The sequence below is a fragment of the Micromonospora sp. S-DT3-3-22 genome, from assembly GCF_015354745.1.
In the GTDB taxonomy this organism is placed as follows: Bacteria; Actinomycetota; Actinomycetes; order Mycobacteriales; family Micromonosporaceae; genus Micromonospora; species Micromonospora wenchangensis.
Genome location: NZ_JACGMO010000026.1, coordinates 45,397 through 67,527, shown reverse-complemented (window position 1 = coordinate 67,527; position 22,131 = coordinate 45,397). Strand labels below are relative to the sequence as shown.

21 protein-coding genes, 5 pseudogenes and 1 riboswitch are annotated in these 22,131 nt (G+C 73.4%); of the genes and pseudogenes, 11 read left to right on the top strand and 15 right to left on the bottom strand.

Going from position 1 to position 22,131, the window contains the following annotated elements; all coding sequences use genetic code 11:
* Positions 1–22 precede the first annotated feature (22 nt).
* The 5 genes and pseudogenes from H1A17_RS10710 to H1A17_RS10690 all read left to right on the top strand — a co-directional run.
* Positions 23–415 (top strand): annotated as a pseudogene (locus H1A17_RS10710) (ATP-binding cassette domain-containing protein); the annotation flags it as partial.
* Positions 416–418: 3 nt separating this feature from the next.
* Positions 419–1,285 carry a metal ABC transporter permease gene (locus tag H1A17_RS10705; protein ID WP_194821758.1) on the top strand — a complete coding sequence of 289 codons (867 nt, stop codon included), beginning with the start codon at positions 419–421 and terminating at the stop codon, positions 1,283–1,285.
* A gap of 43 nt (positions 1,286–1,328) precedes the next feature.
* Positions 1,329–1,631 (top strand): annotated as a pseudogene (locus H1A17_RS10700) (ArsR/SmtB family transcription factor); the annotation flags it as partial.
* Positions 1,632–1,699: 68 nt separating this feature from the next.
* Complete coding sequence (locus tag H1A17_RS10695; RefSeq protein ID WP_145921263.1) at positions 1,700–2,305, top strand: hypothetical protein; 606 nt, start codon at positions 1,700–1,702, stop codon at positions 2,303–2,305.
* A 103-nt stretch (positions 2,306–2,408) separates the two neighbouring features.
* The gene (locus tag H1A17_RS10690) at positions 2,409–3,899 is read left to right on the top strand and encodes a cellulose binding domain-containing protein (RefSeq protein ID WP_228543286.1); all 1,491 of its coding nucleotides are present in this window, start codon (positions 2,409–2,411) and stop codon (positions 3,897–3,899) included.
* A 45-nt stretch (positions 3,900–3,944) separates the two neighbouring features.
* On the opposite strand, the gene H1A17_RS10685 is transcribed toward H1A17_RS10690, so the two are convergent.
* Positions 3,945–5,201: a cellulose binding domain-containing protein gene (locus H1A17_RS10685; protein ID WP_145921265.1), complete on the bottom strand. Its 1,257-nt coding sequence runs from the start codon at positions 5,199–5,201 to the stop codon at positions 3,945–3,947.
* A gap of 241 nt (positions 5,202–5,442) precedes the next feature.
* Here H1A17_RS10685 and H1A17_RS10680 point away from each other — a divergent pair, with 241 nt between their 5' ends.
* Positions 5,443–5,610 (top strand): hypothetical protein, encoded by a 168-nt coding sequence (locus H1A17_RS10680; RefSeq protein WP_168222550.1) that lies wholly within the window; start codon positions 5,443–5,445, stop codon positions 5,608–5,610.
* 106 nt (positions 5,611–5,716) lie between these two features.
* Here the strand turns inward: H1A17_RS10680 and H1A17_RS10675 are convergent, their stop codons facing one another.
* Complete coding sequence (locus tag H1A17_RS10675) at positions 5,717–6,220, bottom strand: DUF6328 family protein (protein WP_145921266.1); 504 nt, start codon at positions 6,218–6,220, stop codon at positions 5,717–5,719.
* A 127-nt stretch (positions 6,221–6,347) separates the two neighbouring features.
* Complete coding sequence (locus H1A17_RS10670; protein WP_145921267.1) at positions 6,348–7,178, bottom strand: alpha/beta fold hydrolase; 831 nt, start codon at positions 7,176–7,178, stop codon at positions 6,348–6,350.
* Positions 7,179–7,280: 102 nt separating this feature from the next.
* Positions 7,281–7,386: riboswitch (TPP riboswitch) on the top strand.
* Positions 7,387–7,462: 76 nt separating this feature from the next.
* On the opposite strand from H1A17_RS10670, the gene H1A17_RS10665 reads away from it, so the two are divergent.
* From H1A17_RS10665 to H1A17_RS10655, 3 genes are read left to right on the top strand one after another with little or no spacing between them, the layout of a single operon-like run.
* Entirely contained in the window at positions 7,463–8,053 is a 591-nt protein-coding gene (locus tag H1A17_RS10665) for an ECF transporter S component (RefSeq protein ID WP_145921268.1), read from the top strand.
* Positions 8,054–8,086: 33 nt separating this feature from the next.
* Positions 8,087–9,514, top strand: a complete 1,428-nt coding sequence (locus H1A17_RS10660) for an ABC transporter ATP-binding protein (RefSeq protein ID WP_145921269.1) — start codon at positions 8,087–8,089, stop codon at positions 9,512–9,514.
* 52 nt (positions 9,515–9,566) lie between these two features.
* Entirely contained in the window at positions 9,567–10,367 is an 801-nt protein-coding gene (locus tag H1A17_RS10655; RefSeq protein WP_145922987.1) for an energy-coupling factor transporter transmembrane protein EcfT, read from the top strand.
* Between the two features lie 124 nt (positions 10,368–10,491).
* Here the strand turns inward: H1A17_RS10655 and H1A17_RS10650 are convergent, their stop codons facing one another.
* Positions 10,492–10,743 carry a hypothetical protein gene (locus tag H1A17_RS10650; protein WP_145921270.1) on the bottom strand — a complete coding sequence of 84 codons (252 nt, stop codon included), beginning with the start codon at positions 10,741–10,743 and terminating at the stop codon, positions 10,492–10,494.
* 389 nt (positions 10,744–11,132) lie between these two features.
* Here H1A17_RS10650 and gndA point away from each other — a divergent pair, with 389 nt between their 5' ends.
* On the top strand, positions 11,133–12,578 hold the full coding sequence (gene gndA / locus H1A17_RS10645; protein WP_194821756.1) for an NADP-dependent phosphogluconate dehydrogenase: 1,446 nt from the start codon (positions 11,133–11,135) through the stop codon (positions 12,576–12,578).
* A gap of 187 nt (positions 12,579–12,765) precedes the next feature.
* Here the strand turns inward: gndA and H1A17_RS10640 are convergent, their stop codons facing one another.
* The 3 genes from H1A17_RS10640 to recO all read right to left on the bottom strand — a co-directional run bounded on the left by H1A17_RS10640 (position 12,766) and on the right by recO (position 14,736).
* Positions 12,766–12,951 carry a hypothetical protein gene (locus tag H1A17_RS10640; RefSeq protein WP_145921271.1) on the bottom strand — a complete coding sequence of 62 codons (186 nt, stop codon included), beginning with the start codon at positions 12,949–12,951 and terminating at the stop codon, positions 12,766–12,768.
* Positions 12,952–13,030: 79 nt separating this feature from the next.
* Positions 13,031–13,807, bottom strand: coding sequence for an isoprenyl transferase (locus H1A17_RS10635; RefSeq protein ID WP_194821763.1), 777 nt, complete (start codon positions 13,805–13,807; stop codon positions 13,031–13,033).
* A 32-nt stretch (positions 13,808–13,839) separates the two neighbouring features.
* Positions 13,840–14,736 (bottom strand): DNA repair protein RecO, encoded by an 897-nt coding sequence (recO, locus tag H1A17_RS10630; RefSeq protein ID WP_194821755.1) that lies wholly within the window; start codon positions 14,734–14,736, stop codon positions 13,840–13,842.
* A 102-nt stretch (positions 14,737–14,838) separates the two neighbouring features.
* Between recO and H1A17_RS10625 the strand changes: the two genes are divergently transcribed.
* On the top strand, positions 14,839–15,615 hold the full coding sequence (locus H1A17_RS10625; RefSeq protein ID WP_194821754.1) for a DUF4097 family beta strand repeat-containing protein: 777 nt from the start codon (positions 14,839–14,841) through the stop codon (positions 15,613–15,615).
* 16 nt (positions 15,616–15,631) lie between these two features.
* On the opposite strand, the gene H1A17_RS10620 is transcribed toward H1A17_RS10625, so the two are convergent.
* The 8 genes and pseudogenes from H1A17_RS10620 to H1A17_RS34360 form a co-directional block, all read right to left on the bottom strand.
* Positions 15,632–16,714, bottom strand: coding sequence for an acyltransferase (locus tag H1A17_RS10620; protein WP_145921274.1), 1,083 nt, complete (start codon positions 16,712–16,714; stop codon positions 15,632–15,634).
* 139 nt (positions 16,715–16,853) lie between these two features.
* The gene (gene era / locus H1A17_RS10615) at positions 16,854–17,750 is read right to left on the bottom strand and encodes a GTPase Era (RefSeq protein WP_145921275.1); all 897 of its coding nucleotides are present in this window, start codon (positions 17,748–17,750) and stop codon (positions 16,854–16,856) included.
* Positions 17,747–18,133 (bottom strand): cytidine deaminase, encoded by a 387-nt coding sequence (locus H1A17_RS10610; protein WP_145921276.1) that lies wholly within the window; start codon positions 18,131–18,133, stop codon positions 17,747–17,749. Before H1A17_RS10610 ends, era begins: the two co-directional genes overlap by 4 nt.
* Positions 18,126–19,508: a hemolysin family protein gene (locus tag H1A17_RS10605; RefSeq protein ID WP_194821762.1), complete on the bottom strand. Its 1,383-nt coding sequence runs from the start codon at positions 19,506–19,508 to the stop codon at positions 18,126–18,128. Before H1A17_RS10605 ends, H1A17_RS10610 begins: the two co-directional genes overlap by 8 nt.
* Complete coding sequence (gene ybeY, locus H1A17_RS10600; protein WP_088644390.1) at positions 19,484–19,957, bottom strand: rRNA maturation RNase YbeY; 474 nt, start codon at positions 19,955–19,957, stop codon at positions 19,484–19,486. Before ybeY ends, H1A17_RS10605 begins: the two co-directional genes overlap by 25 nt.
* 18 nt (positions 19,958–19,975) lie before the next feature.
* Positions 19,976–20,335: pseudogene (locus H1A17_RS34370) on the bottom strand (PhoH family protein); the annotation flags it as partial.
* Positions 20,336–20,602: 267 nt separating this feature from the next.
* A pseudogene (locus H1A17_RS34365) lies at positions 20,603–21,148 on the bottom strand (LAGLIDADG family homing endonuclease); the annotation flags it as partial.
* 258 nt (positions 21,149–21,406) lie between these two features.
* Positions 21,407–22,102: pseudogene (locus H1A17_RS34360) on the bottom strand (PhoH family protein); the annotation flags it as partial.
* Between the last annotated feature and the right edge of the window lie 29 nt (positions 22,103–22,131).

Genomic DNA, 22,131 nt, shown 5'->3' with positions numbered 1-22,131 from the left:
GTGTGCTCTTCCGATCTAGGCGGCGCTGCGCGCGGTGGGGCTCGCCGACCGGGCCCGCGACCCGGTGGCCACCCTCTCCGGCGGCCAGCAGCAGCGCACCCTGATCGCCCGCGCGCTGGCCGGCGGGCCGGAGCTGCTGGTGCTCGACGAGCCGACCGCCGGCGTCGACGCGGCCAGCCAGGAGGCGTTCGCCGGGGCGCTGCACGACTTCGTCGGCACCGGGGGCACCGTGCTGCTGGTCGCCCACGAGCTGGGGCCGCTGCGCCCGTTGATCAGCCGGGCGGTGGTGGTGCACCAGGGCGGCGTCTGCCATGACGGCCCGGTGCCGGAACCGGCCGGCCACCACGCCGAGCCCGACCACGACCACGTGCACCCGCACGGTCCCGAGGAGCCCGCCGGGCTGTGGAGCAGCTGAGCAATGGACCTCTTCCAGTACGACTTCATGCAGCGGGCGCTGGTCGGCGCCCTGGTGATCGGGCTGGCCGCCCCCGCGCTCGGCATCTACCTGGTGCAGCGGCGACTGGCCCTGATCGGTGACGGCATCGGCCACGTCGCGCTCACCGGCGTCGGGGCGGGCCTGCTGCTCAACCGGTCCCCGGTGCTGGTGGCGGTGGTCGCGGCGATCCTCGGCGCGGTCACCATCGAACTGGTCCGGGCCCGGGGCCGCACCTCCGGCGACCTGGCGCTGGCGCTGCTGTTCTACGGCGGCATCGCCGGTGGGGTGATGCTGGTCGGGCTCTCCGACGCCAGCAGCGCCAACCTCAACGCCTACCTGTTCGGCTCGCTGACCACCACCTCCCCCGCCGACCTGGCCACCATCGCGGTGCTCGGCGCGACGATCGCGGTGCTCATGCTGGCGCTGCGCCCGGCGCTGTTCGCGGTCTGCCACGACGAGGAGTACGCCCGGGTCGCCGGGCTGCCCGTGCGGGCGTTGAACCTGCTGCTGGCGGTCGCCACCGCGGTCACCGTCACCATCGCCATGCGGGCCGTCGGGGTCCTGCTGATCAGCGCCCTGATGGTGGTGCCGGTGGCCACCGCGCAGCAGGTCACCAGGGGTTTCCGCAGCACCATGACGGCGGCCATGGCGCTCGGCCTGTTCGCCGCCGGAGCGGGGGTCTGGGTGGCGGCCACCGCCGACACCGCCCCCGGCGCCTCGGTGGTGCTGCTGGCGATCGCGTCGTTCCTCGTGGTGGCGCTGGCCGCCGCGGCCCGGCGGGTGCTGCGCCGCCGGGCCACCCCGGCCGTGGTCAGCGCGCCGGAGCCGCACGAGGTGGTGCTCCGGTGACGCCGACCGACGTACCGTCACCGGTATTGGTTACCGTTACGGGGTGACCGGCACCCACGGCTACGACGCCTTCGAGGGCGCGGGCGAGCTGCTCCGGGCGCTGTCCGCGCCGATCCGGCTGGCGATCGTGAGCGAGCTGGCCCAGGGTGAACGGTGCGTGCACGAGCTGGTCGAGCAGCTCGGCGCACCGCAGCCGCTGGTTTCCCAGCACCTGCGGGTGCTGCGCGGCGCGGGGGTGGTGCGGGGGTCCCGGCGCGGCCGGGAGATCGCCTACGCCCTGGTCGACGAGCACGTCGCGCACATCGTCGCCGACGCGGTCAGCCACGCCGGGGAGGGGCCGTCCGCCCCCGCCGAGCCGGCCGTCGGGCGCGCGGGGGGGTGCCGGGCGGCCCGCGTCGTGGCACGCTGTCGGCCGTGAAGATCTACGCTGACCGTTTTCCGGTCGCCCTCCGTCAGTTCCTCACCGACCTGTTCGTCGTCGCCTGGGTCTATGCGGCGGTCCGCTTCGCGATGTGGCTGTACGACCTGGTGGAGAAGCTCGCCGTACCCGGGCGGAAGCTGGAGGGGGCCGGTGGTGGCCTCGCCGACAACCTGGCCGAGGCCGGCGGCAAGGTCGGCCGGGTGCCGCTGGTCGGCGACGAGCTGACCGGCCCGTTCACCAAGGCCGCCGACGCCGCCCGTGCGGTGGCCGAGGCCGGCCGCGACCAGCAGGACCTGGTCGGTCAGCTCGCCTGGGCGCTGAGCATCGCCGTGCTGGTCTTCCCGCTCGGGCTGGTGCTCTTCGGCTGGCTGCCGCTGCGGCTGCGCTGGATGCGCCGGGCAGCCTCGGCGAAGGCCCTCGCGGCCGGCCCGGCCGGCCGGGACCTGCTGGCCCTGCGCGCGCTGACCAGCCAGCCGCTGCGCCGGCTGACCCGGATCGACCCGGACGTGGCGCAGGCGTGGCGGCGCGGCGACGACGCCACCGTCGACGCGCTCGCCGCCCTGGAGCTGCGCCGACTCGGCCTACGCGGCGGCCGCTAGGCACCTTCTCCTGTTGTGCCGACCCACCCCACAGGCTTAGATGATGGTGAATGTCTTACGCCTGGTGGCCGTCGGCACGCACGGCCTGGAGAGGGGGCGTCCCATGCCCGTGTCCCGTATCCGGTCGATCGTCGCGGCCGGGGCAGCCGGGGTGGTGGCGGTGCTGGCCGCCACGCTCATCGCGCTGCCCGCCGCCCGGGCGGCCACCGGTGACGGCTCCCCCACCGACCCGAACATCGCGTTCGTCGGCCGCTGGGACCGCAGCACCAGCAGCGCGTACGTGCCGAACTGGGCGGGCGCCTACCTGCGGACCGGGTTCACCGGCACCACGGTCAAGCTGCGGCAGCGCCGGACCATCGATCTCTACTACAGCATCGACGGGGCCGACTTCCGCTACCTGACCAACGTCAGCGGCACGGTCAACCTGACCCCGACCCCGCTGCCCGCCGGCAACCACACGCTGGTGGTGTCGTACCGGGTGGTCGCCGGCTCGTACACCGGGGACGCGGTGTTCCAGGGGTTGACCCTCGACACGGGCGCGCGGACCCTGCCGGCGGTGGTCCGGCCCCGGCTGATCGAGTTCGTCGGCGACTCCATCACCCTCGGCACCACCTCGTCGCGGACGGCGCTGACCGCGTACGGGTGGCTGACCGGCGAGCAGCTCGGCACCGAGCACACCCAGCTCGGCTACGGCGGGGGCTGCCTGGTCGCCACCGCCGACGGCTGCGTCAGCGTCGCCAGCCAGTTCCTCCGCACCGGGTACGCGGCGAACAGCCCGGCCTGGGACTTCAGCCGCTACCAGGCCGACGCCGTGGTGATCAACCTGGGCACCAACGACCGCAGCCACGGGGTGAGCGGCACGGACTTCCAGAACCAGTACGCCACGTTCATCCGTACCGTGCGGGGAAAGTACCCGCGTGCGGCGATCTTCGCGCTGCGCACCTTCAGCGGCCGGTACGCCGCGGAGACCGCCGCCGCCGTCACCACGGTCACCGGAGACGGTGACCGCAACGTGTTCTACGTGGACACCACCGGCTGGCTGCCGGCCGACGGGCTGAGCGACTCGGTGCACCCGAACGACGCCGGGCACCGGGCGATCACGGCCCGGCTCGCCCCGGTCGTCGCGGCGAAGCTGTCCACCACGCCGACGCCGACCCCGACCACCGCAGCGCCCACCACGGCAGCACCCACCACCGCACCGCCCACCACGCCCCCGGTTACCACCGCACCGCCCACCACCGCTCCGCCGGTGACCACGCCGCCGGCCGGCGGGACCGGCTGCGCCGTCGGGTACGCGGTCACCGGGCAGTGGCAGGGCGGGTTCCAGGGTGAGGTGACGATCCGCAACACCGGCACCACCCCGGTCGACGGCTGGACGCTCCAGTGGACGTTCGCCGACGGCCAGCGGATCAGCCAGGCCTGGAACGCGGGCTACACCCAGAGCGGCGGCACCGTCCGCGCGACCAACGTCAGCTGGAACGGTGCGATCGCGGCCGGCGCGACGGTGAACTTCGGCTTCCTGGCCGACGTCACCGGCACGAACAACCGGCCCGGTGGCTTCACCCTCAACGGCGTCGCCTGCACGCTGTCCTGACCCCGGTCGGGCGGCCCCGGTCCGGGGCCGCCCGACCGCACGCCGTCAGCGCAGGTAGGCCGCGAGGCCGAGCTGCTGGTTACGCAGGGCGGTGGCGACCACGCCGGCGATCTGCCGGGCCCCGGCCGTCTCGAAATGGGTGTGGTCGGCGCAGAAGAACGCGCCCACCGCGCCCGAGTTGTAGTCGCCGTTGTTCGGGCACAGCTTCAGCGTGTTGTAGAGCGTGTAGCTCAGCTTGTGCAGGTCGATGACGGGGACGTTGTTGGCCCGGCCCGCGTCGAAGGTCTCGGTGAGGAAGCCCCGGTTGCCCACGGCGGTGCTGCCCGAGCAGGTGATCGCGGCGGCGGGGGTGAGGAAGACCGGGTACGCGCCGCGCTGCTGGGCCGCGCGGGCCATCACGCCGAGCAGCTCCTTGTAGCGGGCCGAGCCGACGTGCCGGTTACAGGTGGTGCTGCCGTCGTTGATGCCGAACTGGATGAGCAGGTAGTCGCCGGCCTTCATCCCGCCGGTGGCGTTCAGCATGGCCTGCCAGCGGGTCGAGTAGGTCTGTGGGTTGATCACGCACTCGCCGGCCGCGTTCATCGTGGTGGTGACGTTCGGGTCGTACAGCCAGGTCTGGATGCTGCGCCCGCCGACCGCGCTGTTGACCACGGTGGCGTTGCCGTTGAGGTACTGGCCGAACTGGTTGCCCCAGCCCACCGGGCAGGCCCCGCTGGACGACGGGTTGGCGACCGTGGAGTCACCGGCCAGCCACACGGTGACCGGCGGCTGCGTCGAGGGCGTCGGGGTGGGCGTGCGGGTCGGCGTCGGCGTGGGGGTGAGGGTGGGCGTCGGGGTCGGGGTGGGTGGGGTGGACGGTGGCGGGCAGGGCGTGGCGGTCGGGGTCGCGCCGGTGCAGGAGACCCCGTTGAGCGCGAACGCGGTGGGCGCCGGGTTGGCGGTGGTCCACGCGCCGTTGAACCCGAAGCTGACGCCGGCCCCGGTCCCGATGGTGCCGTTGTAGCCGACGTCCTTGGCGCTGACCGCCGTCCCGTTCTGGGTGACGGTGGCGTTCCATGCCTGGCTGACCCGCTGTCCGCTGGCGAACGCCCAGGTGAGCGTCCAGCCGGCGACCGGGTCGCCGAGGTTGGTGATGGTCACGTCCGCGCCGAAGCCGCCCTGCCACTCGCTGGTGACCTTGTAGTCGACCCGGCAGCCGGTGGCCGCCGCGGTGGCGTTCCCGGCCGCGACCGCCACGCCGCCCGCGAGGACCGCCAACGTGATCGCGCCCAGTCCGGCGAGACGTCGCCGTGCTGCTCTCATGGTCCACTCCTCGTCGCCGGTGCCGGGCCGGCGTCGCCCGCCCCCACTGGACGGCCGCCCGAGCCCCGCGACGATGGCCGCACCCCGGGACGAGAGGAGGCAACAATCGATGTTACTCGATATCAATCCCCCCTCCCACCTCCACCTGGCCGGACCGGCACGCCGGGCGAAGCCCTCGCCGGGCCGGGGCCGGTCATGCTGGGTCGTCGGGCGTCACGACCGGCTCGTCTAGGGTGGTGCGGTGCTCTACTTCCTGATCGTCATCGCCGTGCTGCTGCTGGTGTACGCCGCCGTGCTGGTCAGCTTCGTCCGGCGCGGACGCAAGATCCCGCCGCAGGCGTACCTGGTGCTGGCGCTGCTCAACGGGCTCATCCTGGCCGCCGTGCTGGCCTGGGCGATCGCCCGCTGACCCGCCGGCCGGCCCCGACCGGCGGACGGGCCGGGGGCCCGCCCCGGCCGCCGTCGGCCCGGACGGGCCCCCGGCCCACCGCATCCACCACCACCCGGGGGCGGGATCAGTCGCCGTTCAGCACCACCGGGTCGTCATCGTCGTCGTCGATGTCGTCGTCGCCCCAGTTGCGCCGGGCGAACGGCAGGATCACCCAGAAGGTCAGGAACCACAGGCCGGTGATCACGGTGAGCACCACGGCGATGCCGGTGTCGAGCACGAAATCGGCGATCAGCAGGACCGCGCTCACCATCGCGACCAGCATGAAGGCCAGGCCACCGGAGGCCATCCGGTGCGCGAAGCGGACCAGTTCCGGCTTGCGGCCCTGGCGGAACAGCGCCCGGTGGAAGGCGACCGGCGAGATGATCATCGCGGTGGCCGCGGCGGCGGACAGCAGGGCGAGGATGTAGACGTCCCGCTGGAACTCGCTGGTCCGGGTGAACCCGTTACTGAACGGCAGGGTCAGCAGGAAGGCGAAGAGGATCTGCACGCCGGTCTGGGCGACCCGCAGTTCCTGGAGCAGATCGGCGAAATTGCGCTGCCAGCGCTGCTTCTCGGATTCCTTCGACACGCGCTACCTCCGGTTCAGACGGTACGACCGACGGGGGCACCCCCCGTCGGCAGCAACGCCTGTGCCCGATCCACGATCGCCCGAAACCGATTCACGATCCCCGATCGGGGCGCTCCGTCGGCACCCCTCAGACCGCCCCGCGCACCCGGGCGAGAATCACCTCGGCCAACGGGCCCGGCGCCTCGTCGGGAATCCAGTGGGTCACCCCGTCGAACACCACGAACCGGTAGTCCCCCGACACGTGCCGGGCGCACGCCTGCGCGGCGGCCCGCCCGATCGCCACGTCCCGGTCGCTCCACACGTAGCTGGTCGGCACCGGCACCGGACCGACCGCCTTCATGTCCCGCCCCGACATCGCCCGGTACCAGTTCAACGCGCCGGTCAACGCGCCCGGTGACCGCATCGGCCCGGCGTACCGGGCCACCCGGGCCGGGTCGCCGACGCCGGACAACAGCCGGCGCAGCACCACCCCCCGCCCGGCCAGCAGCACCCGCTCCGCCAGGCCCGCCCGGCGGAACAACGCCATGTACGACGAGCGCGCCCGCTGCCCACGGTCGGTGGCCAACGCGTACCCGAAGGCGGCCGGGTGCGGCACCGAGACCGCGGTGAGGGTACGCACCCGCTGCGGATGCCGCGCGGCCAGCGCCCAGGCGACGACCGCGCCCCAGTCGTGCCCCACCACGTGCGCGGCGTCGACGCCCACCGCGTCCAGCACCGCCACCGCGTCGGCGACCAGCTCCGGCAGCCGGTAGTCGGCCACCGCGACGGGGCACGCCCCGGGCGAGTAACCCCGCTGGTCGGGGGCGTACGTGCGCAGCCCGGCGGCGTGCAGGGCGGGCGTCACCGCGTCCCACTCCCCACCGTGCTGGGGAAAACCGTGCAGCAGCAGCACCACCTCGCCGCCCTCGGGGCCACCGGCCCGTACGTCGAACGTCAGACCCCGCGCCGCCACCCGCACGATCGCCAGCCTACCCAGCCCACCCGGACGTCGAATGCCGGGAACCGTGTGACCTGCTGGGCCGTTGCCGCAGGTCGGTGCTAGCGTCTGCCGAGACAACTTCACATCCGACAGGGGAGCGCACAGCGCTGAGAGTGCGGGCACCGCCCGCAGACCCTCGAACCTGATCTGGGTAATGCCAGCGCAGGGAGTTCGGTCGACCTCCAGCCGCGCCGCCGTCCGGCAGCCGCCGGGCGCGGCGTGCGTCTTCTCCTGGTTCGATCGCTGGACTGGGAGGCACCGACATGCAGCACACCACCACCAACCGGTGGCGCACCATCGACATCGTGGTCGCCGCCGTGATCGCCGTCGCCTTCGGCGTCATCTTCTGGGCCTGGGGCCTGGTCTGGAAGGCCGCCGACCCGGCGTTCGCCGCCGCACCGGCCAGCCAGGCCGTGATGTACGGCGTCTGGCTCGTCCCGGCCGTGCTCGGCGGCCTGGTCATCCGCAAGCCCGGGGCGGCCCTGTTCTGCGAGGCCGTCGCCGCCACCGTCTCCGCGCTGCTCGGCGCCGAGTGGGGCGGCGTCACCATCGTGCAGGGCCTGATCCAGGGCCTCGGCGCGGAGCTGGCCTTCGCCGCGTTCCGCTACCGGGCGTACCGGCTGCCGGTGGCGGTGCTGGCCGGGGCGATGACCGGGCTGAGCGCCGCCCTGTTCGACTTCTTCGTCTGGAACGCCGAGTACGCCCTGACCAGCTACCGCCTGCCGTACGCGGCACTGACCGTGGTCAGCGCCGCCGTCGTCGCCGGGGTCGGCGGCTGGTACCTGACCCGGGCGCTCGCCGAGACCGGGGTGCTCGACCGGTTCCCCGCCGCCCGCGACCGCACGCTCGTCTGACCCTGCCGTGGCGAGCGGGAAGGGGTCGACGGCGTGGCCGGGGTGAGGCTGGTCGGCTTCGGCTGGCGGCACGCCGGGCGGCGGGCCTGGGCGGTACGCGGGGTCGACCTGCGCATCGACCACGGGGAACGGGTGCTGCTGCTGGGGCCGTCCGGGGCGGGCAAGAGCACCCTGCTGGCCGCGCTGGCCGGGCTGCTGCCGGCGGACTCCGGCGAGCAGGAGGGCACCGTCGAGATCGACGGCCTCGACCCGGCCAAGGCCCGCGAGCGGGTCGGCACCGTCTTCCAGGACCCGCAGTCCCAGCTCGTGATGGCCCGCTGCGGGGACGACGTCGCGTTCGGCCTGGAGAACCGGGGGGTGCCCGGCGACGAGATCTGGCCCCGGGTGGACGAGGCGCTGCGCCGGGTCGGTTTCCCGTACCACCGGGACCGGCCCACCGCGGCGCTGTCCGGCGGAGAGCAGCAGCGGCTCGCCCTGGCCGGCGTGCTGGCGCTGCGGCCGGGGCTGCTGCTGCTCGACGAGCCGACCGCCAACCTCGACCCGGCCGGCGGGGAACTGGTCCGCACGGCGGTGGCCGGCGCGTTGGACCCCGACACCACCCTGGTCCTGGTCGAACACCGGGTCGCCGACGCCCTGCCCCTGGTCGACCGGGTGGTGGTGCTCACCCCCGGCGGCGGGGTCCGGGCCGACGGGACACCGGAGGCGGTCTTCGCCGCGCACGGGGCCGCCCTCGCCGCCGAGGGGGTGTGGGTGCCCGGCCACCCCAGCGTGGCCCGGCCGGCCGCCGGACCGCCCGGCGCGGAGTTGCTCACCGCCGACCGGCTCGGCCTGCCGCCCCGGCTGGCCCCCACCGACCTGGCGGTACGCGCCGGCGAGGCGCTCGCCGTCCTCGGGCCCAACGGGGCCGGCAAGTCCACCCTCGCGCTGCTGCTCGGCGGCCTGCTCCGCCCCGGGGGCGGCCGGCTGACCGCCACCGCCGCACTGGCCGACGGGGACACCCGTACGCCCCCGCACCGGTGGCGGGCCCCCGCGCTGGCCGGCCGGATCGGTTCGGTCTTCCAGGACCCGGAGCACCAGTTCGTCACCCGCACCGTCCACGACGAACTGGCCCTCGGTCCGCGCCGGACGGGTCGCCCCGAACCGGCCGTCCGGGCCACCGTGGACGAGTTGCTGGACCGGCTGCGGCTGACCCGGCTCGCCGGGGCCAACCCGTACACCCTCTCGGGTGGGGAGGCCCGGCGGCTCAGCGTGGCGACCGCCCTGGCCACCGCGCCCCGGCTGCTGATCTGCGACGAACCCACCTTCGGCCAGGACCGCCGCACCTGGGGTGAGCTGGTCGACCTCTTCGCCGACCTGCGCGACGCCGGGCACGGCGTGGTCACCGTCACCCACGACGGGGACTTCGTCGCCGCGCTCGCCGACCGGACGGTCACCCTGCGCCCCGCCCGGGAGCAGCCGTGAGCGCCCCCGCCCCGCTCCCCCGCCCGGCCCGTCCACCCGCGTGGCGGCGGTCGTGATCGGCCTGGAACCCGTCGCGACGCCCGGTGCGCCGCTGGCCCGGCGCAACCCGGTGGCGAAGCTCGCCGCCGGGCTGGTCTTCTCGTTCCTGCTGGTCGCCAGCCTCGACCCGGTCGCGCCGGCGGTGGCGATCGCCGTCGAGCTGGCGCTGCTGCCGCTGTTCGGCATCCGCTACCGGGTGCTGGCCCGCCGGGCGTGGCCGCTGCTGGCCGGTGCCGTCGGCATCCTGGTCACCCTGGTGCTGTTCGCCGCCGACCGCTCCGGTCCGGTGCTCTGGGCCGCCGGGCCGCTGCTGGTCACCTCGGGGGTGCTGGTCACCGCGCTCGGGCTGGTGTTGCGGATGTTCGCGGTCGCCCTGCCCGGGGTGATCGTCTTCGCCACCACCGACCCGACCGACCTGGCCGACGCGCTGGTGCAGAACGCGAAGGCCCCGGCCCGCTTCGCCATCGGCGCGCTGGCCGCGTTCCGGCTGGTGCCGCTGCTCGGCCAGGAGTGGCAGATGTTGACCATGGCCCGGCGGGCCCGGGGCGTGGACGCCGGCCGTAACCCGCTGGCCCGGCTGCGGCTCTTCGCCGCCACGGCGTTCGCCCTGCTGGTGGGCGCGATCCGGCGCGGCACCCGGCTGGCGGTGGCGATGGACGCCCGGGGCTTCGACGCCGGCACCCCGCGTACGGTGGCCCGCCACCAGGTGTTCCGCCCCGCCGACTGGCTGCTCGTCGCCGGAGCGGCAGCCCTGGCCGCCGGCGCCCTGGCGATCAGCATCGCCCTGGGCACCTTCCGCCCCCTGATCGGCTGACCCACCCGCCCCGAGTCCCGCCCGCCGAGCGGCAGGCCGTCGGCAGCACTGAGCCGAAACAGCGGTATCCGAACCCTCGGATACCGCTGTTTCGGCGATCTGGCGTGACGGGCCGCCGGGCGGGTCAGCTGCGGCGGAAGGCGTACCGGCGGCTCTGGCCCTGGGCGGTGGTGGAGCCGGCCCGGACCGACCGGCCCGACCGCGACGGCGGTGGGGGCGGGGTCGACCGGGCGGCGACCTCCGGGTGGGACGACGCGACGGCGAGGGGAACCGGATGCGTGGGCGTCACGGTGAGCGCCGCGAGCGCCGCCGCGTCCACCTCCACCGGGGACGGTACGGGACGACGGGACTTCTTCGGACTGCGCTTGGCGGGCATACGCTGCCTCCTGACGAGGTGCGGAGGGCCACCCTGCCACGCCAGCGGCGGGCGGATGGTCGACGGACGGGATCGGCTCCGGACGACCGGCCACGAGGCATCCCCTGTCAGCAGGGGGCGGGAGACGCGGACGCCCGAGCACGCGGACCCACGGCCACGGCGGCGGGTCGGCGCTGGAGAAGGGCGTCAGATGCGCATGCCGCCACGCTAACCGACCCCCGCACCCGACGCACCCGCTTTCCCCCGACAACCCGTTCCGGCCGACGACTGTGGCCCCCGTCGGGCCCATGCGACCACCCTGTGACACTGGGTGGACTGCGGCTGCCGGCCCTCGCGGGCGCGCGATACGGTCGCAGCACACAGGTGACGTGAGAGGTGGCGGGTACGACATGACGCAACAGGCGACGGCGCAGATCGGCGTGACCGGGCTGGCGGTGATGGGTCGCAACCTGGCCCGGAACCTGGCCCGGAACGGGTTTACCGTGGCGGTGCACAACCGTTCCCCGGAGCGCACCCGCAGCCTGGTCGCCGAGCACGGTGACGAGGGCACCTTCGTGCCGTCGGAGTCCCTGGCCGACTTCGTCGGCTCGCTGGAGCGGCCCCGCGCGGTGATCGTCATGGTCAAGGCGGGCGCCCCCACCGACGCCGTCATCGACGAGCTGGTGCCGCTGCTGGAGGAGGGGGACATCGTCGTCGACGCCGGCAACGCCCACTTCGCCGACACCCGCCGCCGGGAGGAGACGCTGCGCGAGCACGGGCTGCACTTCGTCGGCACCGGCGTCTCCGGTGGCGAGGAGGGCGCGCTGCTCGGCCCGAGCATCATGCCGGGCGGCTCGACGGAGTCCTACCAGAAGCTCGGGCCGATGTTCGAGAAGATCGCCGCGCAGGTGGACGGCGTCCCCTGCTGCCAGCACGTCGGCCCCGACGGCGCCGGCCACTTCGTCAAGATGGTCCACAACGGCATCGAGTACGCCGACATGCAGCTCATCGCCGAGGCGTACGACCTGCTGCGGGCCGGGCTGGGGGCGACCCCGGCGGAGATCGCGGAGATCTTCCGGGAGTGGAACACCGGCGAGTTGGAGTCGTTCCTCATCGAGATCACCGCCGACGTGCTGGCGCACACCGACGCCGCCACCGGCAAGGCCTTCGTCGACGTGGTGCTCGACCAGGCCGAGCAGAAGGGCACCGGACGCTGGACGGTGCAGATCGCCCTCGACCTGGGCATCCCGATCACCGGCATCGCCGAGGCGACCTTCGCCCGGTCGCTGTCCGGGCACGCCGGCCAGCGTGAGGCGGCCCGCCGCACCTTCGGCGACGCGGGCGAGAAGTGGCAGGTCGAGGACCAGGACGCGTTCGTCGAGGACGTCCGCCGGGCGCTGCTGGCCAGCAAGATCGTCGCGTACGCGCAGGGCTTCGACCAGATCCGGGCCGGCAGCCGCGAGTACCACTGGGACATCGACCTGGGCGGCACCGCCACCATCTGGCGGGGCGGCTGCATCATCCGGGCCCGCTTCCTGGACCGCATCCGCGAGGCGTACGACTCGCAGCCGGAGCTGCCGACGCTGCTGGTCGCGCCGTACTTCGCCGAGGCCGTCAGCGACGGCGTGCCGAGCTGGCGTCGGGTGGTGGCGGACTCGGCGCGGGCCGGCGTACCCACCCCGGCCTTCTCCTCGTCGCTTGCCTACTTCGACGCGCTGCGCGCGGAGCGGCTGCCGGCGGCCCTGATCCAGGGCCTGCGGGACAACTTCGGCGCACACACCTACCACCGGATCGACCGGGAGGGCGCGTTCCACACCCTGTGGGCGACCGCCGACCGCTCCGAAGTGGCCGGCTGACCGTCTCAACCGTCACCCCCGGTGGGTCGCGGTGTCCCCCGGTGGGGGGCATCGGGGCCCACCGGACCCGCACGGGTCACTGCCCCACCCGAACGCCCCGCTGCCCACGGTGAGAACCGGGGCGGCGGGGCGTTCGACGCGTGATCAGCGGTGACCGGGCGTCACCCGGAACACCGGTGGCCGACGGTCACCAGAACCGACGACGGCGGGCCCGCTGGGGGCGCAGCACGTCGGCGCCCCGGGACAGCAGCCGGCTCACCCCGCTGGGGCCGCGCCGGGCCTCCAGGGTGTGGCTCAGCCGGCGGGCACCGGCCGCGGCCAGCGGCACGGCGACCGCCATGACCGCCCACTGCGCGATCCGCTTCTGAATCATGTGTGCTCACCTCCGCGATTGGCTGCTCAGGTGGTTGGTACCCCACCGGTGAGATCACCAATCGCGGCCCGGTCGACGGTCAGCGCGGCGGGGCTACCGGGTTGGGCAGCGCGCCGCCGAAGCGGCGGTCCCGCTGGGCGTACAGCTCGCAGGCGTACCACAGGTGGCGACGGTCGAAGTCCGGCCAGAGGGTGTCCAGGAACACCAGCTCCGCGTACGCCGACTGCCAGAGCATGAAGTTCGAGATCCGTTCCTCGCCGGAGGGGCGCAGGAACAGGTCCACCTCGGGGACCTCCGGGTGGTAGAGGTACTTCGCCACGGTCTTCTCGGTGATCCTGTCCGGGTCGAGCCGACCGGCGGCCACCTCCCGGGCGATCGCGGCGGCGGCGTCGGCGATCTCGGCCTGGCCGCCGTAGTTGACGCAGAACTGGAGGGTCAGCGTCGAGTTGCCCCGGGACATCTCCTCCGCGGTCTGCAACTCGGCGATGACGCTCTTCCACAGCCGGCCCGCCCGCCCCGACCACACCACCCGGACGCCCAGGTCGACGAGCTGGTCGCGGCGGCGACGGATGACGTCCCGGTTGAAGCCCATCAGGAAACGGACCTCGTCCGGCGAGCGCCGCCAGTTCTCGGTGGAGAAGGCGTACGCCGACAGGTAGGGCACCCCCAGCTCGATCGCCCCCTCGACGGTGTCGAAGAGGCTGTACTCGCCCTGCTCGTGGCCCTTGGTGCGGGGCAGGCCGCGCTCCTTGGCCCAGCGGCCGTTGCCGTCCATCACCACCGCGACGTGCTTCGGCAGCGCCTCGGCGGGCAACGCCGGTGGACGCGCCCCCGACGGGTGCGGGGTCGGCGGCACCGGCTCCCGCCGGCCGGCCCTCAACGATCGGATCACTCGGTCATCTCCCTGTCCACACCCTCCACACCGACCCGGGGTGGCAGCACCCGGCCACCCGGCGTACCGCCGTCGTCTGAGGCCGGCCCGCCGCCCACCGGGCCGGTGTCCGACGCACCGGTCGGCGGGCCACCCCGGTCGACCAGCGGCAGCGAGCGTAGCGCGCGTTCCAGGTGCCACTGCAGGTGCGCCGCGACCAGGCCGCTGCACTCCCGGCGTACCCCGGCGGCGGTGGCGTCGGCGACCTGCCAGTCGCCGCTGGTGAGGGCGGACATCAGGTCGATGGTGGCCGGCGCTGGGTGGGCCGCGCCGGGCGGCCGGCAGTCCGGGCAGACCGCGCCCCCGGCCGGTACGGAGAACGCCCGGTGCCGCCCCGGGGTGCCGCAGACCGCGCAGGCGGTCAGGGCCGGCGCCCACCCGGCGAGGCTCATCCCGCGCAGCAGGTAGGCGTCGAGCACCAGCGTGGTGGCGTGCTCACCCCGGGACAGCGCCTTGAGCGCGCCGAGGGTGAGCTGGAACAGCCGCAGCGACGGTTCCCGCTCGACGGGGGTGAGGCGTTCGGCCGTCTCCGCGATCGCGCTCGCCGCCGTGTACCGGGGGTAGTCCCCGAGGAAACGTTTGCCGTACAGGTCGATGCCCTCGACCTGGCTGACGCTGTGCAGCGAACTGCCGGTGTTGCCCTTCGGGTCCCCGGCGAGCTGGAGGTCGACGTGCCCGAACGGTTCCAGCCGGGCGCCGAACTTGCTGGTGGTGCGGCGTACCCCCCGGGCCACCGCGCGCAGCCGGCCGTGCCGGCGGGTCAGCACCGTGATGATCCGGTCGGACTCGCCCAGCTTCTGCACACGCAGCACCACCGCGTCGTCGCGGTAGAGCTGTCGGCGGTACCCGGCCATCGGGTCATTCTCTCTCGGGGTGGGAAATCAGGGTCGGATCGGGGTGGGTCGGCGCTCCGCCCCGGATGTGCGCCGGGGTACGACGGTCGTAGGTTGCTGGTCATGGCACTTCCCCGCAGCGTGGTCGCCCTGGGCGCGACCGCCGCCCTCATCCTCGCCACCGGGTGCGACACACTGGCGTTCCGGCGGCTGGACTTCGACACCACCGAGGCGGCGAAGATCGCCCGGATCACCGTCCGGCCCGGTTCCGGGGACCTCGTGGTGCGGGCCAACGGCCCGGCAACCGGGGTACGCGTCAAGCGGGTGCTCCGCTACCAGGGCGACCAGCCCGACACCACGTACCAGATCAGCGGCGACGAACTGGTGCTCGACACCGGCTGCGGCCCCCGCTGCTCGGTGTCGTACGAGGTGACCGCCCCGCCCGGGGTGCGGGTGCAGGGCGAGACCGGCTCCGGTGACGTGGAGCTGGCCCGGATCGGGTCGGTCGACTTCTCCCTGGGCTCGGGCAACCTGCGGATCGCCGACGCCAGCGGCCCGGTGCGGGCCGAGACCGGCTCGGGCAACATCGAGGTGCTCAACGTCACCGGCCCGGTCGACCTGCGGGCGTCCTCCGGTGACGTCACCGGGACCCGCCTCGGCGGCGACGTCTCCGCCGAGACCAGCTCCGGCAACATCACGCTCGTCCTGACCACCGCGGCCTCGGCGCGGGCCCACGCCGGCAGCGGGGACGTCGAGCTGACGGTGCCGGCGGGCCGGTACCGGGTGAAGTCCGACGTCGGCTCGGGGGACGCCGACCTCGGGGTGACCAACGATCCGGGGGCGTCGCTGGTGCTGGACCTCAAGACCGGCAGCGGGAACGTGACGGTCGTGCAGCGGTGAGGCGTCCCGGCGTACCTCACCGGGCCCTGGTCCCGGCGGCGTCGGCCCCGGCCGTCCGGGGTGCCGGGACGACGGGCGTCGCGGGCACCTGTCGGGTCGGCCGCCGGCCGGGGACCAGCTCGGGGCGGCGGCGGGCCGCCACGTCCTCGACCCAGCCGACCAGCAGGGTCACCACGCCGACCAGCAGGAAGACCAGCACCACCCGGATCGCCAGCCCCCACGGGTCGCGGGGTGACCAGCCGACCAGCCCGACCAGCGGGGTGAGCGCCACCACGAAGGGCATGTGCCACAGGTAGATGGTCAACGCGCGCCGGTTCACGATCGTCACCAGCCGGTCGACGATCCGGTTGCGGTCCACCCAGGCGGCGGTGGCCGGGGCCCGGCCGATGACCACCAGGATGAACGCCGCCGACCACAGGGCGTTGCCCAGCGGGATGTCGTTGAGGTCGTAGCCGCGCGGCCCGGGGTGGGTGAGGATCCAACCGGCACCGGCCCCGGCCAGCAGCAGCGCCACCGGCACCAGCACCCGGCCGGCCAGCCGGCGCAGCAGCCCGTCGTGGTGGGCGAAGCCGAGCAGCCAGGCGCCGAAGTACAGGCCGAAGTCGCGCAGGACCGCCGAGGTGGTGGTCAGCAGACCCGCCTCGATCGCGATCAGCAGCAGGTAGGGGACGGCCAGGGTGGGCAGCGGGGCGCGGCGGAACAGCCACAGCGCCACCGGGGAGGCGAGCACGAACCACAGGTAGTCCCGCAGGTACCAGATCGGGCTGAGCGCGAGCGCGCCCCAGTAGTTGGCCGGCGGGTCGGCGACCGGGAACAGCCAGAGCACCACCCGGGGGGTGAACACCAGTCCGGTCAGCAGCATCGCCGGGACGAAGACCGCCGCCACCACCCACAGCGAGGGCAGCAGCCGGCGCAGCCGACGCCCGACCGCGGGCACGCCGGAGCGGTCCAGCGACGCGGCCATCAGCGACCCGGCCAGGGCGAACATGACCGACATGGCCGGGAAGACCAGCGTCAGCGAGGCCAGCCCGGTGACGTGGTAGACCACGACCCGGACGATGGCCAGGAAACGGAGCAGATCCAGATATCGGTTACGCATCAGGCTGCATCTATGTCGGGGGCGGATGGACGTCCCCTACCCTGCGCACCCGACCTGTGAAACCGCTGCTAATCGGTGCCTGACGTGAAACTTCCCATATCAGTGTCCGAATTCCACCCCGGCGTACCCCGACGCCGGATCAGAAACCCAGCTTGCGCAACTGCTTCGGGTCGCGCTGCCACTCCTTGGCCACCCGGACGTGCAGGTCCAGATAGACCCGGGTGCCGAGCAGCTCCTCGATCTGCTTACGGGCGGTGGTGCCGACCTCCTTGAGCCGGCTGGCCCGGTGACCGAGCACGATCGCCTTCTGGCTGGGCCGCTCCACGTAGACGTCGGCGTAGATCTTCATGAGCTGACCCTCGGGGATCATCTCCTCCACCACCACGGCGATCGAGTGCGGCAACTCGTCGCGGACCCCCTCCAGCGCCGCCTCCCGGATCAGCTCGGCGACCAGCACCTGCTCCGGCTCGTCGGTGAGCATGTCGTCCGGGTAGAGCTGCGGCGACGGCGGCAGGTGGCCCGTCATCACGTCGACCAGGGTGTCCACCTGGTGCCCGGAGACCGCGCTGACCGGCACCACGGCGGCGAAGTCGGCCAGCTCGCTGACCGCGAGCAACTGCTCGGCCAGCCGCCGCTTGTCCACCAGGTCGGTCTTGGTGACCACGGCCAGCACGGTGGCCTTCAGCTCGCTCAGCTCGCCGCTGATGAACCGGTCGCCCCGCCCCACCGGCTCGTCGGCGGGGATGCAGAGGCCGATCACGTCGACCTCCGTCCAGGTGGTGCGCACCAGGTCGTTGAGGCGCTCGCCGAGCAGGGTGCGCGGCCGGTGCAGGCCCGGGGTGTCGACCAGCACCAGCTGCGAATCCGGCCGGTGCAGCACGGCCCGGATGACGTGCCGGGTGGTCTGCGGCTTGTTCGAGGTGATCGCGATCTTGGTGCCGACGATCGCGTTGGTCAGGGTCGACTTGCCGGCGTTCGGCCGCCCCACGAAACACCCGAAACCCGCACGGTACGGCCGCTGCTCCACGCCGGTCACTCGATCACCGTGCCGAGGACCGTCCCGTCCGGCGCGGCCACGTGGATCGGCGCGTCGGCGGACAGGTCCCGTACCGCGGCGTGGCCCGCCCCGTCCAGCGTCGACGCCTCGGTCACCACCACCGCCGCCTCCAGCCGGCTCGCCCCGGCCGCCACCGCCGACGCCACCGCGAGCTGCAACGCCGTGACCGTCAACGAGGGCAGCGTGACACTCGCCGCCGCGTACGTCCGGCCGTCCTGGTCGCGGACCGCCGCGCCCTCCACGGCGGACACCCGGGCACGGGCACCACGGGCCAGCACGACCAGCTTGCCGTCCTCGGCGCTCAACTCGGCCGGATCGGACGGGGTGGGCCGGGCGGCCGGCTCGACGGGTGTCTCAGGCATCGGCGGGTTGCCTCTCCTCGGTGCTGTTCTGATTGTCACGGGAATCGGGGCCGCCGGTCGGCGGCACCCGGCTGACCAGCACGCTGTCGATCCGGTTGCGCCGGCCGGTGGTGCCCTCGGCGACCAGTTTGAGGCCGGCCACCTCGGCGTCGGCACCCGGGATCGGCACCCGCCCCAGGGCCTGCGCCAGCAGGCCACCGACCGTCTCCACCTCGTCGGTGGGCAACTCGGTGTCGAACAACTCGCCCAGGTTCTCCACCGGCAGCCGGGCGGTGACCCGCACCGCGCCGTCGGCCAGGTGCTCCACCGGCGGGCGCTCGACATCGTACTCGTCGGTGATCTCGCCGACGATCTCCTCCAGGATGTCCTCGATGGTGACCAGACCGCCGGTGCCGCCGTACTCGTCGACGACGATGACCAGGTGGTTGCGGGCGGCCTGCATCTCCGACAGCAGGTCGTCGACCGGCTTGGACTCCGGCACGAACGTCGCCGGCCGCATCAGCTCGGCCACCGGCGTCTGGTGGGCCCGCAGGTCGCCACCCCGGGTACGCCGGATGAGGTCCTTGAGGTAGAGCACGCCGAGCACGTCGTCGACGCTCTCGCCGATCACCGGGATGCGGGAGAACCCGGAGCGCAGGAACAGCGCCAGCGCCTGGGAGAGGGTCTTGCCCTCCTCGATCCACACCATCTCGGTCCGCGGCACCATCACCTCGCGGGCGATGGTGTCGCCGAGCGCGAAGACCGAGTGGATCATCTGGCGTTCGCCGTGCTCCACCACCCCGCGCTGCTCGGCCAGGTCGACCAACTCGCGCAGCTCGACCTGGGTGGCGAACGGCCCTTCCCGGAAGCCGCGCCCCGGGGTGACCGCGTTGCCGATCAGGATCAGCAGCGAGGCGAGCGGGTTGAGCGCCCGGCCCAGCCAGCGCACCAGCGGCGCCACCGCCCGGCCCACCGCGTACGCGTGCTGCCGGCCCAGGGTGCGCGGGGCCACGCCCACCACCACGAAACTGACCACCGTCATCGCCCCGGCGGTCACCAGCGCCGCCCGCCAGCCCGCGCCGAAGCTGTCCACCGCCACCAGGGCGACCAGGGTGGTGGCGGTCAGCTCGGCGAGCAGCCGGAGCAGCAGCAACAGGTTGAGGTGGCGGACCACGTCACCGGCGACGGCCTGGAGGGTACGCGCGCCGCGCGCCCCGTCCCGGGCCAGCTCGGCGGCGCGCGCCGGGGAGACCGCGGCCAGCGCGGCCTCGGTCATCGCGATCAGGCCGGCGAGCACCACCAGCCCGGCCGCGAAGAAGATCAGCTGAAGATCGGGAAGGCCGGCGGTCGGACCGGCCGCGACTATGTCCATCACCGGGACCGGGTCGACCGCCAGCTGGCCAGCAGCCGGGCCTGGAGGGCGAACATCTCCCGCTCCTCCTCCGGCTCGGCGTGGTCGTAGCCGAGCAGGTGCAGCACCCCGTGCACGGTGAGCAGGTGCAGCTCGTCGGCGGCGCTGTGCCCGGCGGTGGCCGCCTGCTTGGCCGCCACCTCCGGACAGAGCACGATGTCGCCGAGCAGGGCCGGTTCACCGCCGGCCGGGGCGCTCTCCCCCGGGCCGTGGTCGACGCTGCCCTCGTCCATGGGGAAGGCGAGCACGTCGGTGGGGCCGTCGCCGCCCATCCAGCGATGGTTCAGCTCGGTCATGTAGCCGATGTCGACAAGCAGCACGGACAGCTCGGCGAGCGGGTTGACCCCCATCTCGTCGAGGGCGTGCCGGGCCACGGCGAGCACCGCGTCGGTGTCGACCTCGGCACCGGACTCGTTGGCGATCTCGATGGACAACTGTCTTCCTCTGATTGGTTAGCGGCGTCGGCCGGCCCGGCCGCCCTGGGCGGTCCGCCCCGGCACGGCGTGCACGCCCTGCGCCTGCTGGTTCTCCCGCTCGTCCCAGCGGGCGTACGCGTCGACGATCTCACCGACCAGCCGGTGCCGGACCACGTCCGCGCTGGACAGCTGCGCGAAGTGCACATCCTCGACGTGGCCCAGGATCTCCCGGACCACCCGCAGCCCGCTGGCCGTCCCGCCCGGAAGGTCCACCTGGGTGACGTCACCGGTCACCACGATCTTGGAACCGAAGCCGAGCCGGGTGAGGAACATCTTCATCTGCTCGGGCGTGGTGTTCTGCGCCTCGTCCAGGATGATGAACGCGTCGTTGAGGGTGTTGTGGGTGACCAGGAAGTCGTCGGTCACGTACAACGAGTCCTCGGCCGCCACCTGGATGCACATCGTCTCCTGGACCCCGGCCGGCAGGATCGAGTCGATGAACCGCATCGGTCGTCCGCCGCCGTGCTCGTCGTACCGCTGGCGCTTGCGGGCCAGCCGGAACGGCGGAACACCCGAAGGCAGCCGGATCTCCACGACGTAGGCGTCGGCGCGGTGCGGAACCGGAAGCCCGTTGGCCAGACCAGGCGTTCGTCCCTCAGCCTCCCGCACCCGCCAGGTCGCCACCCCACCGAGTGACTGGACCAGGTAGACGACGTCGTCCCGCAACCGGGCCGACGTCGTCGAGTACTGCACCCGACAGGTGCGCCCCGCCTGGACGACCGGCCCCCCATCGGTGTCCAGCAGCCCCTGCAGGACGGCCAGCCGCACGTCGACACCGTTCTGCAGGTAGACGTCGGGCACGAACTTGGTCGCCGACTTCGCACCGGCAAGATTCAGTTCACGAAGGACGAGCGTCACCGGGTTGGCGACGATCACCCCGCCCCGGTGACCGTCGACATGCCGGAGCACGTAGTCGTAGTTGCTCTTGCGCACCAGCTCGATGCCGGGCAGTGCCGCAGCGAGCGCGTCGGCCAACTCCGGGTCGGCGGTGCTGAAGGCCGGGGTGGCCCGCGACGAGATGGCACCGTCGCCGAGCAGCAGACCGAGGGCGTACGGGTCGAGCGGCACCTCCTGCGACTCGAGCTGCACCGGTGCCACGACCGGAAGCTCGTACCGGCGGATGTGCCCCCGCCGCTCCTTGCCGATCATCTCGCGCGTCTCGAGGGTGCGCCGACCGCCACGCCGCTTGTCCTCCGGGGTGGCCACGGTCCAGAGGTGTTCACCACAGCAGAGAGTGGACGCGCCGTCCTGGGTCGTGACCCGGTAGACCTGCTTGGGGCCCTGCGGGTAGATGCCGATCACCGGTGTGGGCGTCCCGTTCGAGCCGATGACCAGGTCGCCGACCCGCAACGACCCGAACGGCCGGAAACCTTCCGGAGTCAGCACCCGTGCGTCGTACGGCTGCGCGCGACCCCGCATATACGCCAGCGGGGCCACCTCGATGGTGCCGGCGGCCATCAGCTTCGGGATGGACTCCGGGTCGAGCATGTCGTGCAGCGCGTCGTAGAGCGGGCGCAGGTACGGGTCGATCTTCTCGTTCAGGGTGCCCGGCAGGAAGCCCAGCCGCTCGCCCGCCTCGACCGCCGGACGGGTCAGGATGATCCGGTTGACCTGCTTGGCCTGGAGCGCCTGCACGGCCTTCGCCATCGCCAGGTAGGTCTTGCCGGTGCCGGCCGGGCCGATGCCGAACACGATCGTGTTGGCGTCGATCGAGTCGACGTACGTCTTCTGCCCCAGCGTCTTGGGGCGGATGGTGCGCCCGCGCCGGGAGAGGATGTTGAGGGTGAGCACCTCGGCGGGCCGCTCGGTGCCGCCCTGTTCGAGCATGCCGACGGTACGCCGGACAGCGTCAGTGGTCAGGGTCTCGCCTTTCTCGATCAGTTCGAGCAGCTCGCTGAAGAGGCGCTCGGCGAGAGCGTTGTCCGCGGGCGCGCCGGTGATGGTGATCTCGTTGCCGCGAACGTGCACGTCGCTGGTGACCGAACGTTCGACGAGTCGCAGGATCTCGTCGCCCGCGCCGAGCAGGTTGACCATGATCTTGGCATCGGGAACCGTGATCCTGGTCTGCACCCGGGGCGGGCCGGGAGGTGGGGTGCCGGTCATAGGTCGGGCCGTGGGGCCCTGCGCCACCT